Here is a 14,132-nt window from a genome sequence, read left to right as displayed (position 1 = left end):
CATTTTTTCATTTGGCACAAAAATAAAACTTCACTAGTTTAAATTTCCTGATTAAAATCAGCTTTTAAAAGAAAAGGTTCCAAATTTTACAACTTGAAACCTCTTACTTTTTACTTCGTATTTCGTACTTCTAACTTCGTACTTAGAATTACATATAAGCCTCAATCGGTGCACAAGAACAAACTAAATTTCGGTCACCATAAGCATCATCTACACGACGAACGCTTGGCCAGAATTTGTTTTCATGAATATACTCCAAAGGATAAGCCGCTTGCTCACGCGTGTATGGGTAAACCCAATTGTCTGTAGTAAGCATTGCTAAAGTATGTGGCGCATTTTTCAATACGTTATTAGTATCATCAGATGAAGCAGCGTCAATTTCTTTACGAATAGCAATCATGGCGTCACAAAAACGATCTAACTCGGCTAAATCTTCTGACTCAGTTGGTTCAATCATTAACGTTCCGGCAACCGGGAAAGAAACCGTTGGCGCGTGGAAACCGTAATCCATCAAACGTTTGGCAATATCCGTTACTTCAATACCGTTTTGTTTGAAAGCACGACAATCTAAAATCATTTCGTGTGCCGCGCGTCCCATTTCTCCTGAATATAAAACAGGATAATGTTCTTCTAAACGGACTTTCATATAATTGGCATTCAAAATCGCGTGTTCTGTAGAACTTTTCAAACCTTCAGCACCTAACATCGTGATGTAACCATAAGAAATCAAGCACACTAAAGCCGAACCGTAAGGTGCTGCAGAAATAGCTGTAATCGCTTGGTCTCCGCCGACTTTGATGATTGGGTTAGTTGGTAAGAAAGGCACCAGTTTTTCGTTGACGCAAATTGGACCAACACCTGGTCCACCACCACCGTGAGGAATCGCGAATGTTTTGTGTAAGTTCAAGTGACAAACGTCAGCGCCAATGGTTGCCGGATTGGTCAAACCAACTTGCGCATTCATATTGGCACCATCCATGTAAACTAAACCACCATTGTCGTGGATGATTTGGGTAATTTCACAAATAGCGCTTTCAAAAACACCATGCGTAGAAGGATAAGTTACCATCAGTGCAGAAAGATTATCTTTATGCTCAATCGCTCTTGCTCTTAAATCTTCAACATCGATGTTCCCGTTTTCCATGGTTTTGGTTACGATAATTTGCATACCAGCCATCGCTGCCGAAGCCGGATTGGTTCCGTGAGCTGAGGATGGAATCAAACACACATTTCTGTGGTTGTCGCCACGAGATTGGTGGTAAGCACGAATCGCCATCAAACCGGCGTATTCGCCTTGCGCACCGGAGTTTGGTTGCAAAGTCGTTCCGGCAAAACCGGTTACTACGTTTAATTGTTGCTCTAATTTTTTTAGCATCGTGATATAACCTTCTGCTTGTTCGATAGGTGCAAATGGGTGAATGCTGTTCCAATTAGCCATAGACAGAGGCAACATTTCAGCCGCTGCATTGAGCTTCATCGTACAAGAACCTAACGAAATCATCGAGTGGTTTAACGACAAATCTTTGCGCTCTAATTTTTTGATATAACGCATCAACTGAGATTCAGAATGATGGTTGTTGAACACTTCATGTTTTAGGAACGTTGACGTTCTTTCTAAGGAAGTTGGGAAATTATTGTTGGTATTCAAAGCCGAAACCTTGAACGCTTCTTTACCTGTTGCTTCTGCAAAAATCGCAATGATTTGGTTCAAGTCGTTCAACGAGGTCGTTTCGTTTATCGAAATAGAAATCGTTTCACTATCGGCGTAGAAGAAATTCACTTCGCTTTTCTCAGCAATCGCTTTTACTTTAGCCGAATCCGCTTTTACAGAAATGGTATCAAAGAAAGCGGTATTGGTTTGGTAAACGCCTAATTGATTCAAAGCATCCGCTAAAGTTACTGCCGAAGCGTGTACTTTATTGGCTATGTATTTCAAACCTTTTGGTCCGTGATACACGGCGTACATTCCGGCCATAACGGCTAGTAAAACTTGTGCCGTACAGATATTTGAAGTCGCTTTTTCACGTTTGATGTGTTGTTCACGAGTTCCCAAAGCCATACGCAAAGCACGTCTTCCGTTAGCATCGATAGAAACTCCGATGATTCTTCCCGGCATGGAGCGTTTGTATTCTTCTTTGGTTGCAAAGTAAGCTGCGTGCGGTCCGCCGTAACCCATTGGGATACCAAAACGTTGAGTCGTTCCTACTACAACGGCAGCGCCCATTTCTCCGGGAGAAGTCAATTTAGTTAAAGATAAAATATCGGCAGCTACGGCTACTTTAATTTCGTTTTCTTGGGCTTTAGCGATAAAAGCGCTGTAATCATTTACCTGACCGTATTTGCCCGGATATTGTAAAATCGCTCCGAAGAAATCAGTTGAGAAATCAAAAGTTTCGTGGTTTCCAACGACTAATTCCACTCCGATTGGGGTAGAACGCGTTTGTAAAACCGATAACGTTTGGGGTAATATTTCTTCAGAAACGAAGAATTTATGGGTGTTATTTTTCTTTTGGTCACGAGAACGAACGTCAAACAATAATGCCATTGCTTCTGCTGCAGCGGTTCCTTCATCTAACAAAGAAGCATTGGCGATTTCCATTCCGGTTAATTCAATCACCATGGTTTGGAAATTCAAAATCGCTTCTAAACGACCTTGGGCAATTTCTGCTTGGTAAGGTGTGTAGGCTGTGTACCAACCCGGATTTTCAAAAATATTTCTCTGAATTACCGGTGGCACAATGGCCGGGTGATATCCCAAACCGATGTAGGATTTGAATACTTTATTTTTTTTGCCCAATTCCTGAATGTGCGTTAAATACTCATATTCTGTCATTGCAGGGGCTAATTGTAAATCGTTTTTCAAACGAATGTCATCCGGTATGGTTTCGTAAATTAATTGGTCAAAAGATTCGACTCCGATAGCTTTGAACATGTGGTTTAGGTCGCTCTCACGTGGACCTATGTGGCGTAATGCAAATGCGTCTGTTCTCATTAAATTGTAAAGTTCTAAGTGTGTATAGTTGTGCGTGTTTTGTTAGAAAACGCGATTGTTTTTTAACGCCAACAAAAGTAATTATTAATGTTCTAATTTTGTGCTAAACAAAGTCTAATATTTTGACAATTTTTCAACCGAAAAGGCTTCTTATTAACACTTTGCTTACTTTTAGCCTATGCTATTTTTAAAACGCCTTCTCGACTTTTACATCAACAGCAGTATTCACGTGGCTTTGTCGGTTTATGCTTTGGTGCGAATGACGGGTTTTTTGTTTCAAATTACTATTATTGAAGCTTGTGCTTCGTTTGCTTTTTTTGGAACGATTGTCGGGTATAATTTTGTGAAGTATGATGCTTTGGCGCGAACGCAAAAATTGCAGATGCGAACGCAGTTAAAAGCAATTGCTTTGCTGAGTTTTCTTTCACTTTTAATGGCTGTGTATTGTTTTCTTTGGCTTGAACGAATTACGCAACTTATCGCTTTGTTGTTTTTTGGCATTACATTGTTGTACACGTTGCCGTTCTTTCCCAATAAAAAAAATGCCCGAAATTGGGCCGGTGTGAAGATTTACATCGTGGCTTTGTGTTGGGTTGGCGTGACTTTGTTTTTGCCGATTATTAATGCTGAAGTTCCATTGACCACATATGTTTTTTTGGTAGCTATTCAGCGTTTTATTTTGATTTTTGTTCTGATATTAATTTTTGAAATCATCGATTTGAAGCAAGACGATCCGCATTTGAAAACGGTGCCGCAACAGATAGGTGTTGAGCGAACTAAAAAGCTAGGTTCGATGCTTATGCTGGTGTTTGTCGGATTAGAGTTTTTGTATGCCGATTTCAATTATACAACCCTGATTTTAAAAACCGGAATTGCTATAACGGTGTTACTTTTTCTGTTGTTTGCCAATGAAAAAAAAACAAAGTATTATTCTTCTTTTTGGGCAGAAAGTATTCCTGTTTTGTGGTGGGTTTTGCTTCTTTTATTTCAATAAAAAAACCGAAGCCTAAACTCCGGTTTAATGTTTTAAAATGATATTTTAAGTTTAGGCAATCGCATTTTGTGGGGTTTGATTTTCTCTGGCTTTTCTTTTTCCTCTGAAGAAGAAGTATAAATTCAAGAACAACATCAAACCGAGATAAATGGTAAAACCGCCAATTTTGTAGCTCAGTTTTTCGATTAGCAACTGATAACTGTCATTGTAAAGATTCATTTCCAAAATCATTAAGGCAAAGCCAAGATTGAGCAAATAAAACCCGGTTTCAAAGAGTTTATTCGTAGCATTCGCAATTTCTTCTCGACCTTTAAAAATGTCTAACATGTATATTTTACTGTTTTTGAAAAGTGTTCTAGAAACATAGTAAGTAAGGAACAATGCGATTGGTAAGTAGATTGCGTAACCGATTAAAATTTTTGTGGTTTCCATGATAATAAGTATTTAAATTAATTTTTGAATGTATTTGGTGAGAACGAAAATGTTGAGGTAATGCATGAATGCAATCGTTCCAATGATGATAGCCGATTTGAAGGCAATGACTTCAATGAGTTGGTCGAATGCGATAATCTTCTCCCATGAAATTAAAGTCATGGCACAATAACCAATGTTCATCAGATAATAACCTAACAACAACACTTGATTGATTTTATGACACAAATCCATGTGGTCTGGAATAAGTTGGGCGACATAAATATTACCGTTTTGGTAGCAAATTCGGCCTACTTTGACGATGATGAAAATCGTTATCAGCAAGTAAATGGCGTAGCCAAGGATGTTGAGATTCATGACTTTGCTTTTTTATAAATTATAAAAGTTAGATAAAAGGTTAACAAAGGTGGAATGCCAAACAGAGTGAAGGTTAAGATGTTATTGTATCCAATTTGGGCATTAATGAACCAAAGCGTGAAAAAAGTTACAACCGCACCAATATAAAATTGAAGTTTTCTGTCGTTAGGTTCATCATTCAACATACATAAACCTAAAATAACCTGTATGAATCCGGTAATCATTGTCGAAAGGAGTGAATAAAATAATGCTCCATCCTCAAAAATGGGGTACGTAATCAGTATGAATAATGGAAGTCCAACCGCAAAAGCATTGAAATATTGAATATTTTTCATAATTATTTATTATTTTAAACTTTCAGAAAAAAATGAAAGTTTTGATTAAAAAAAAGGGTTTTTATTTCGGTTCTATCTATTTCATAAACTTTAGTAAAATCTGCGCCAACCAGTTGTCTTTGTACTCCGTCATTTTGTCTAAAACATTGTCGGCTTTCAATACGAAATCATACAATTTGGTCGTTTGTTCTACAAAATGTCTTTCTTCGGCGGTTCCATCGGCTTCAATAGAAGAGACTTCTTTTAACACTTTCAAAGCCGGTTTGATTTCGCGTTTGCTGCGTTCTTTGGAGATTTTTACGGCCAATTCGTCTAAGTCTTTTTCGGCTGTAAAATATTCTCTTCGTTCGCCGGTTTTGTACTCTTTATATACGATTCCCCAATCCATCAACGCTCTCAAGTTCATACTCGCATTCCCACGGGAAATCTGCAATTCTTCCATAATGTCTTCCATCGAAACGGCTTCGTTTGACACCATCAACAAGGCGTGTATTTGCGCCATGGTTTTGTTGATTCCCCATTGTGAACCTAACGCGCCCCAGGTTTGAACGAACTTATTTTTGGCTTCTCTGAATTCCATACCTCAAAGGTAAATAAAAGTTTTTAAACTTTCAATAAAAAATGAAACTTATTTTTAAATTTTTGGGCGTTCCTTTTCAGGTCGGGCTTTCCGTTCTATCTTTTTTGTACTTCATTTGAAAATGAAATACAAAAAAGGATGCCACTTCAATCCCTAACGCAAACTCCTGTGCATAAAAAAACCGTAGTGAAAGCTACGGTTTCTAATTATCTAACAATCTAAGTAGTCTAACAAGTCTAACAATCTAAATCAATCCAGCGCGTTTCAACAAAGCTTCCGGTTTAGGTTCTTGGCCACGGAAACGTTTGTACAATTCCATCGGCAATTCGGTGCCACCTTTAGAAAGTACGTTGTCTTTGAATTTGGTAGCAACTTCGGTATTGAAAATGCCATTCTCTTGAAAATACGCAAAAGCATCGGCATCCAAAACTTCTGCCCATTTATAACTATAATACCCCGAAGAATAACCACCTTGAAAAATATGTGAGAACGAAACGCTCATGCAATTTTCAGCTACATCAGGATACAAAGTTGTGTTGTCCATCGCAGCTTTTTCAAAGGCTTTTACATTCTTAATAACTTGAGGTTTCCCATGATAAGCCATGTCCAAAAGCCCGAAACTCAATTGGCGTAACGTAGCCATGCCTTCTAAGAAACTGGCGCTTTCCTTAATTTTATCGACATATTGTTGCGGAATGATTTCTCCCGTTTCATAATGTTTGGCAAACAAAGCCAACGCTTCAGGTTCGTAACACCAGTTTTCCATCACTTGGCTCGGCAATTCCACAAAATCCCAATACACAGAAGTGCCCGATAAACTTGGATAAGTCGTATTGGCTAACATGCCGTGTAAAGCGTGCCCAAATTCATGGAATAAAGTCGTTACCTCATTAAAGGTTAGGAGTGAAGGTTTGGTTTCTGTTGGCGGTGTAAAATTACACACGATAGAAACATGCGGTCTTTCGTTTACGCCATTCCTAATATATTGTGGTTTGAACGACGTCATCCAAGCGCCGTTGCGTTTGCCTTTTCTCGGGAAAAAGTCGGAGTAGAAGACCGCTACCAATTTTCCTTCGAAATCCAATACTTCAAAAGTTTGTACATCGTCATGGTATTTATCAATATCAAATACTTCTTTAAATGTGATGCCGAATAATTTTTCAGCCACGGTGAATGCACCATTCAAAACGTTTTCGAGTTTGAAATACGGTTTTAAAATCTCGTCATCCAAACTGAACAGTTTTTGTTTCAATTTTTCAGAATAATACGCGCCATCCCATTTTTCAAGGCTTTCTAATCCGTCTAATTCTTTGGCGAATGCGGTTAGTTCGGCGAATTCTTTTTGCGCAGCTGGTTTGGCTTTTTCCAATAAATCATTCAAAAACGATTGTACTTTCTCCGGATTTTGCGCCATGCGTTCTTCTAAAACGAAATGCGAATGCGAGTTGTAACCCAATAATTGCGCTCTTTCGTGACGTAATTTCACGATGGTTTTTACATTTTCCTGATTGTCGTATTCGTTTTCCTGAAACGCTTTTTTGCCTGCGGCAATCGCCATTTTTTTTCGCAATTCACGGTTGTCGACATAAGTCACAAATGGTAAATAACTTGGGAAGTCCAGAGTAAAAATCCAGCCTTCTAATTCTTTTGATTTGGCTAACGAACGCGCCATTTCTTTGGCACCATCGGGCAAGCCTTTTAAATCGGTTTCGTTAGTGATGTGCAATTGGTAGTTGTTGGTTTCTGCCAAAACATTTTCGCCAAAAGTCAATTTGAATTTGGCCAAATCGGCGTCAATTTCGCGTAAGCGTGTTTTTTTATCTTCGGAAAGCAGCGCTCCGTTTCGGGCAAAACTTTTGTATTTTTTGTCTAATAAAGTCGCTTGTTCCGGAGTTAAAGACAAGTTGTCTTTTTGATCGTGAACCGCTTTTACTCTTTTGAATAAATCTTCGTTTAACGCAATATCATTTCCAAACGCAGTCAATAAAGGCGAAACTTCTTGGGCGATTTTCTGCATTTCGTCACAAGTTTCAGCTGAATTCAAGTTGAAGAAAATGGAAGACAATCTGTCTAATTCTTGTCCCGAAAAATCCAACGCATCGATGGTGTTTTCAAAAGTTGGCGCTTCCGGATTTTCGGTTATGGCATCAATTTCGGCTCGGGCTTTGGCGATGTTGGCTTCAAAAGCCGGTTGGTAATCTTCGATTTTGATTTGCGAAAATGGTGCGGTATTGTGTTTGGAGGTAAACTTTTCTGTTAAAATTTTCATGTGGTATATTCTAAATGTTTTTAGCCCCGATAGCAGTGGAAATCCTTTTTCGTATTCTCGATACGCGGTTGTCACCGCACTCGAACTGACGAAAAAGATTGGAACGTATAGCGGGAAACAGCTCCTAAAAAAGGAACTATTTTTTCAGTTCATCCGATGATTTGTTCACCGCTTCTTTTAAGCTTTCTTTGTATAAGATGATTTTGTCTAAGACAATTTTGTCGTGGCTTCCGATGATTTGAGCAGCCAAAATTCCGGCGTTTTTGGCACCGTTTAATGCCACTGTGGCTACGGGAACACCGCCCGGCATTTGTAAAATAGACAAGACAGAATCCCAACCGTCAATGGAATTGCTCGACTTTACGGGAACGCCAATTACCGGTAACGGACTCATAGAAGCAACCATTCCGGGTAAGTGAGCTGCACCGCCGGCGCCGGCAATAATCACCGAAATTCCGCGATGGTGAGCATTTTTGCTGAACTCGAATAATTTCTCCGGCGTTCGGTGTGCCGAAACGATATCGACTTCAGTTTGTATATCAAATCCTTGAAGGATGTCGATGGCTTCTTGCATTACGGGTAAATCCGATTTGGAACCCATGATTATGGCTACTTTGCTCATATTTTATTTTGAATTTTGAATTTTAAATTTTAAATGACTCTAATTTTGTTCATTTATAATTTAAAATTCATCATTTATAATAATTTTTAACTGATCACTCTTATACTATTTTTGACTTCTTCTGCAATCTTTCTTGCTTCAGTCATGTTTTCATTGACAATCGTTACATGTCCCATTTTTCTGAACGGACGTGTTTCGCGTTTGCCGTAAATGTGTGGCGTTACACCGTCAATTGCCATGATTTTTTCGATGTTTTCGTAAACCACTTGACCCGAAAAACCTTCTTCGCCGACCAAATTTACCATAATTCCGGCTACTTTGCTAGCGGTGTTTCCTAAAGGCAAATTTAATATCGCTCGCAAATGATTTTCAAACTGGGAAGTGTAACTCGCTTCTATGCTGTAATGTCCTGAATTGTGTGGTCTTGGCGCAACTTCATTGACTAAAATTTCATCGTCAGCCGTTTGGAACATTTCTACGGCTAACAATCCTATATGGCTAAAGGCTTGAGATACTTGTAAAGCTATGTCGCTGGCTTTTTGAGCAACTTTATCATCTATTCGTGCCGGGCAAATGACATATTCTACTTGGTTGGCTTCGGGATGGAATTCCATTTCCACGACCGGATAAGTTTTTACTTCGCCGGAAACCGAACGAGCAACGATTACGGCCAACTCATTTTTAAAAGGAACCATTTGTTCTGCGATGCATTCTACATCAGGTAAGTTGACTAAATCTATTGCCGAGCGAACAATTTTTACACCGTTTCCGTCGTAGCCGAATTGAGCACATTTCCACACAAACGGAAATACTAATTCATCTTTTTCAATAGATTTTTTCAAATCATTGAGGTCCACAAAACGTTGGTGCGGTGAAGTAGGAATATTGTTTTCAACATAAAAATCTTTCTGTTTTCCTTTGTTTTGAATCATTCGCAACGTTTTGGGTGAAGGAAAAACCGGTAAACCTTCGGCTTCTAGTTTATCCAAAGCGTCTAAATTCACATTCTCGATTTCGATAGTTAACAAATTGACCATTTTACCAAATTGGTAAACAGTATCGAAATCCATCAAACTGCCGATAAAGAATTGCGTAGCGCCAAATTGCGATGGTGCTTCTTTGCTTGGATCAAGAATATAAGTTTGGATGTCAAATTTTCGGGTTTCGGCCAAAATCATTTTGCCTAATTGTCCGCCGCCGAGTATGCCGAGTTTAAAATCGGAAGAAAAGTAGTTCATTGTTGTAGTTGTGTTTGCGCAAAGATAAGTAATCCTTAAAACTATCGCAATCGTTTTAAAAGGTCTTTCACCGCAAAGCGATAACCGGGCGTTTGGTTTTCAAATTCCCGCGAAAGAATGAGTTTTAATTCCTCGTTAATCCAAGGGTGTTTTTTGCCGAAATGGTATAAAGCCCGCATGCTGTATGCGGCATTGGCGGCTTTGTCGGTTTGAATGAGCCAATCGAGACAGGCTTCGATTATTTTTTCTTGTTGGGTTTCGGTTAGGGTTATTTTTTTGCTTTTGGACAAGAACAGACAAATTTTAGACAAAGAACGAATCGCAGAAGGCGAAGTGTAACGTGTTAATGCAAGGCAAAAAGCTTCTTGAAACGGAATTATAAGTTCCAACCGTTCTTCGAAAATTAACTCCAAAATCCAACACGCTTTGTGGTGGTTTTTATCTTTAGTATTGAAACTGATTTCAAGTAAATCTTTCAGAAATTCCGGGTGTTGAAAGATGAAATCCTTGTTGTCGTCTCTGCTTTTTCGAAGCGCCGTACTGTTGGCTATGGTTTTATAGTATTCCGGATTCATTTGGTAAATATACCAATTTTGCAAAAAAGTTAAAATACTTGCTACTTGATACTTAATACTTGCGTAAATTTGCACCTTATTTAAATTCAAACCAAAATGATACACCTTCACGATAAAACTTTCGAGCCGTTTATTTCTTCTGATGAAATTGATTTTGCGATTGCGAATATGGCCAAACAAATGGATGACGATTTTTTTGATGATGTCCCGGTTTTTGTAGGTGTTTTGAATGGTTCGTTTATGGTTTTGAGTGACTTAATGAAGAAATACCGTGGCATGTGTGAGGTGAATTTTGTAAAAATGGCTTCATATGAAGGAACACAAACCACTGGTGATGTAAAGCAATTAATTGGTTTGAACCAAGATTTAGAAGGCAGAACGGTAGTTATCGTTGAAGATATCGTGGATACCGGAAATACAGTGGAAGAATTGAAAGCCATTTTTAAAGAAAAGAAAGTAAAGCACCTGAAAATTGCGACCTTATTTTTCAAACCGGAAGCTTATAAAAAAGATATTAAAATTGATTACGTTGGGATAAGAATTCCGAATAAATTTATCGTTGGTTATGGTTTAGACTACGATGGTTTGGGTAGAAATTTACCGGACGTTTATCAACTCGCACAATAAATTAAAATTTATAACTTATAACTACTAAAATGATTAACATCGTTCTTTTCGGAAAACCAGGTGCAGGAAAAGGCACACAAGCTGAATTTTTAAAAGGAAAATACAATTTGACACATCTTTCTACAGGAGATATTTTCAGATTTAATATTAAAAATGACACCGAATTAGGCCAATTAGCCAAAACCTTTATGGACAAAGGCGATTTGGTTCCCGATGAAGTGACCATTCAAATGTTGCAAAGCGAAGTGGATAAAAACCCACACTCAGCCGGTTTTTTATTTGACGGTTTTCCGAGAACTATTGCACAAGCAGAAGCGCTGGATAAATTTTTAGAATCCAAAGAGCAAAACATAACGGCTACCGTAGCTTTAGAAGCCGATGATGAGATTTTAGTACAGCGATTATTGGAAAGAGGAAAAACTTCAGGCCGACCGGATGATCAGGATGAGGAAAAAATCCGCAACCGATACCAAGAATACAATGAAAAAACCGCACCTTTGATGCAGTATTACAATGCTCAAGGCAAATTTTACGCTGTGAACGGAATAGGCTCTATCGAAGAAGTAACGGAACGTTTAAGCAAAGTAATAGACAATTTATAATTGAAATTTTTGGTTAGAAGGTTATACTCATAACTCATAACTTATAACTGATAACACAAAATGGAGATACTCATCATTCTTTTTTTAATCCTGTTAAATGGTGTTTTTTCGATGTCGGAAATCGCTTTGATTTCAGCCCGTAAAAACCGCTTGGAAACCGCAGCTAAAAAAGGAAATACGAATGCTAAAGTCGCTTTAGACTTGGCGAATTCACCCAATAAATTTTTATCAACAGTACAAATCGGAATTACCTTAATTGGGATTTTAACCGGTATTTATTCAGGCGATAAAATCACTTCAGATGTAAAACTTTTTGTAGAAACTTTTGAAACTCTAAAGCCATATTCACATTCGCTTTCCGTTGGAATTGTGGTAGTGATTTTGACTTTTTTCTCATTGGTTTTAGGCGAATTGTTACCTAAAAGAATTGGATTGAATTATCCGGAAGCGATTGCCAAAGGCGTAGCTGTTCCGATGAAAATGGTTTCGATAGTGACCATGCCTTTTATTTGGCTATTGACGGTTTCGACGGATTTTATTCTAGACATATTAAAAATTAAACCCACAGCCGACGGCAAAGTAACTGAGGAAGAAATCAAGGCCATCATCAAAGAAGGAACAGAAGGTGGAGAAGTTCAAGAAATTGAGCAAGATATAGTGGAGCGTGTTTTTCACATTGGAGATAGAAAAGTGAATTCTTTAATGACGCATAGAAAGTCGATTGTTTATTTGTCTTATGACGATACCATTGAAGAATTAAAAGCCAAAGTGTTAGACGAATTGCATTCGGTATATCCGGTGTGTCACGAGAATTTAGATGACGTAGTAGGTATTGTTTTACTCAAAGATTTATTCGCCGGTTTTGAAAAAGGCCCCTTCGATTTAAAGGCCATTACCAAAGATCCGGTATATTTAATTGAACACACTTCAGCCTATAAAGCGTTGGAGAATTTTAAAAAATCAAAAGTGCATTATGCCTTAGTAACCGATGAATATGGCGTTTTTCAAGGGATTATTACTTTGAATGATATCTTAGAAGCTTTGGTTGGTGATGCGGCCGATTTTTATGAAGACGAATTCAAATTAATCGCTCGTGAAGACGGAACTTGGTTGGTAGACGGTCATTACTCGTTACACGATTTCTTGACGTATTTCGATATGGATGACTTGATTAACGATTATGATGTAACGACTTTGAGTGGTTTAATCATGACCGAATTAGGCAATATTCCAAAGACAGGTGAAAAACTGATTTGGAACAAATTTGTATTAGAAGTCATCGATATGGACGGTGTGAAGATTGATAAAGTGCTTGTGAAAGCGATAAAAGAATAGTTGATTTGATATTAAGAGGAGAATGTCCGGTGGGCATTCGGTTTTATAGCCATTGGTTTTAATGGAAATAATAAAAGAAAAGAAAAAATGACTGAAGGTAACTTTGTAGACTACGTAAAAATTTATGTTTCTTCCGGAAAAGGAGGAAAGGGTTCTTCGCATCTACACCGAGAGAAATTTATTGAAAAAGGCGGACCCGATGGTGGAGATGGTGGTCGCGGCGGACATATTATATTGAAAGGAAATAAAAGTCTATGGACTTTGTTTCACCTAAAATTTGCGCGTCATGTCAAAGCCGGACATGGTGGTGATGGAGGAAGTTCACGCAGTACCGGTCATGATGGGGAAGATAAAATAATCGAAGTGCCTTTGGGAACCGTAGTTCGCGATAAAGAAACCGATGAGATTTTATTTGAAATTACTGAACACGGCGAAGAAAGAATTTTGATTAAAGGCGGAAAAGGTGGTTTAGGCAACTGGCATTTTAGAAGTTCAACGAATCAAACACCAAGGTATGCTCAACCGGGAATGCCGGCTGAAGAATTGGATGTGATTTTGGAGTTGAAAGTCTTAGCTGATGTGGGTTTAGTAGGTTTTCCCAATGCCGGAAAATCGACATTATTGTCAGTGCTGACTTCAGCCAAGCCAAAAATTGCTGATTATCCTTTTACGACTTTGAAGCCCAATTTAGGAATCGTTGCTTACCGAGAATTCAAGTCTTTTGTAATGGCTGATATTCCCGGAATTATTGAAGGTGCAGCCGAAGGAAAAGGCTTAGGACATTACTTTTTAAGACATATTGAAAGAAACTCAACCTTGCTATTTTTGGTGCCCGCGGATGCCGATGATATCAAAAAGGAATACGAGATTTTATTAGACGAATTACGTCGTTACAACCCTGAAATGCTAGACAAAGACCGTTTAATTGTCGTTTCTAAAAGCGATATGTTAGACGACGAATTAAAAGCGGAAATGCGCAAACAATTAGACAAAGACTTCAAAGGAATCCCGTACATGTTTATTTCCTCGGTAGCCAATCAAGGATTAACAGAGTTAAAAGACAAGTTGTGGGAAATGTTGAATGTTGATGCTGATGAACCCGAGAATAGTCATGGGATTTAAAGTTAAAATTGATATTTATAAAGCTATCCATACAGATAGCTTTTTTTATTTC

Annotated in this window: 14 protein-coding genes; 5 read left to right on the top strand and 9 right to left on the bottom strand. The window is 38.2% G+C overall.

What is annotated here, in order from left to right; all coding sequences use genetic code 11:
* Window positions 1–148 precede the first annotated feature (148 nt).
* The gene (gene gcvP, locus ICG50_RS11600) at window positions 149–2,992 is read right to left on the bottom strand and encodes an aminomethyl-transferring glycine dehydrogenase (protein WP_187661064.1); all 2,844 of its coding nucleotides are present in this window, start codon (window positions 2,990–2,992) and stop codon (window positions 149–151) included.
* 178 nt (window positions 2,993–3,170) lie between these two features.
* Here gcvP and ICG50_RS11595 point away from each other — a divergent pair, with 178 nt between their 5' ends.
* Window positions 3,171–3,986 (top strand): UbiA prenyltransferase family protein, encoded by an 816-nt coding sequence (locus tag ICG50_RS11595; protein ID WP_187661063.1) that lies wholly within the window; start codon window positions 3,171–3,173, stop codon window positions 3,984–3,986.
* 51 nt (window positions 3,987–4,037) lie between these two features.
* Here ICG50_RS11595 and ICG50_RS11590 read toward each other — a convergent pair whose 3' ends face one another.
* The 8 genes from ICG50_RS11590 to ICG50_RS11555 form a co-directional block, all read right to left on the bottom strand.
* Window positions 4,038–4,418 (bottom strand): hypothetical protein, encoded by a 381-nt coding sequence (locus ICG50_RS11590; RefSeq protein WP_187661062.1) that lies wholly within the window; start codon window positions 4,416–4,418, stop codon window positions 4,038–4,040.
* Window positions 4,419–4,430: 12 nt separating this feature from the next.
* Window positions 4,431–4,775: a hypothetical protein gene (locus ICG50_RS11585; RefSeq protein ID WP_187661061.1), complete on the bottom strand. Its 345-nt coding sequence runs from the start codon at window positions 4,773–4,775 to the stop codon at window positions 4,431–4,433.
* Window positions 4,772–5,110: a hypothetical protein gene (locus tag ICG50_RS11580; RefSeq protein WP_187661060.1), complete on the bottom strand. Its 339-nt coding sequence runs from the start codon at window positions 5,108–5,110 to the stop codon at window positions 4,772–4,774. Before ICG50_RS11580 ends, ICG50_RS11585 begins: the two co-directional genes overlap by 4 nt.
* 76 nt (window positions 5,111–5,186) lie before the next feature.
* Complete coding sequence (locus ICG50_RS11575; protein WP_171222619.1) at window positions 5,187–5,690, bottom strand: GbsR/MarR family transcriptional regulator; 504 nt, start codon at window positions 5,688–5,690, stop codon at window positions 5,187–5,189.
* Between the two features lie 244 nt (window positions 5,691–5,934).
* Window positions 5,935–7,959: a M3 family metallopeptidase gene (locus ICG50_RS11570; RefSeq protein ID WP_187661059.1), complete on the bottom strand. Its 2,025-nt coding sequence runs from the start codon at window positions 7,957–7,959 to the stop codon at window positions 5,935–5,937.
* 136 nt (window positions 7,960–8,095) lie between these two features.
* Window positions 8,096–8,581, bottom strand: a complete 486-nt coding sequence (gene purE / locus ICG50_RS11565) for a 5-(carboxyamino)imidazole ribonucleotide mutase (RefSeq protein WP_187661058.1) — start codon at window positions 8,579–8,581, stop codon at window positions 8,096–8,098.
* Between the two features lie 86 nt (window positions 8,582–8,667).
* The gene (locus tag ICG50_RS11560) at window positions 8,668–9,819 is read right to left on the bottom strand and encodes a 5-(carboxyamino)imidazole ribonucleotide synthase (protein ID WP_187661057.1); all 1,152 of its coding nucleotides are present in this window, start codon (window positions 9,817–9,819) and stop codon (window positions 8,668–8,670) included.
* A gap of 41 nt (window positions 9,820–9,860) precedes the next feature.
* Window positions 9,861–10,394: a hypothetical protein gene (locus ICG50_RS11555; protein ID WP_187661056.1), complete on the bottom strand. Its 534-nt coding sequence runs from the start codon at window positions 10,392–10,394 to the stop codon at window positions 9,861–9,863.
* A gap of 96 nt (window positions 10,395–10,490) precedes the next feature.
* Between ICG50_RS11555 and hpt the strand changes: the two genes are divergently transcribed.
* The 4 genes from hpt to obgE all read left to right on the top strand — a co-directional run bounded on the left by hpt (window position 10,491) and on the right by obgE (window position 14,080).
* Entirely contained in the window at window positions 10,491–11,021 is a 531-nt protein-coding gene (gene hpt, locus ICG50_RS11550; RefSeq protein ID WP_187661055.1) for a hypoxanthine phosphoribosyltransferase, read from the top strand.
* A 29-nt stretch (window positions 11,022–11,050) separates the two neighbouring features.
* Window positions 11,051–11,623 (top strand): adenylate kinase, encoded by a 573-nt coding sequence (locus tag ICG50_RS11545; protein ID WP_187661054.1) that lies wholly within the window; start codon window positions 11,051–11,053, stop codon window positions 11,621–11,623.
* A gap of 111 nt (window positions 11,624–11,734) precedes the next feature.
* Complete coding sequence (locus tag ICG50_RS11540; RefSeq protein ID WP_246448746.1) at window positions 11,735–12,958, top strand: hemolysin family protein; 1,224 nt, start codon at window positions 11,735–11,737, stop codon at window positions 12,956–12,958.
* An 87-nt stretch (window positions 12,959–13,045) separates the two neighbouring features.
* Window positions 13,046–14,080, top strand: a complete 1,035-nt coding sequence (gene obgE, locus ICG50_RS11535; RefSeq protein WP_187661052.1) for a GTPase ObgE — start codon at window positions 13,046–13,048, stop codon at window positions 14,078–14,080.
* Window positions 14,081–14,132: the final 52 nt, after the last annotated feature.

The organism is Flavobacterium buctense (genome assembly GCF_014486695.1).
GTDB lineage: Bacteria > Bacteroidota > Bacteroidia > Flavobacteriales > Flavobacteriaceae > Flavobacterium > Flavobacterium buctense.
Note: the sequence above shows the minus strand (reverse complement) of the source record. Positions and strands in the feature narration are given on the sequence as shown.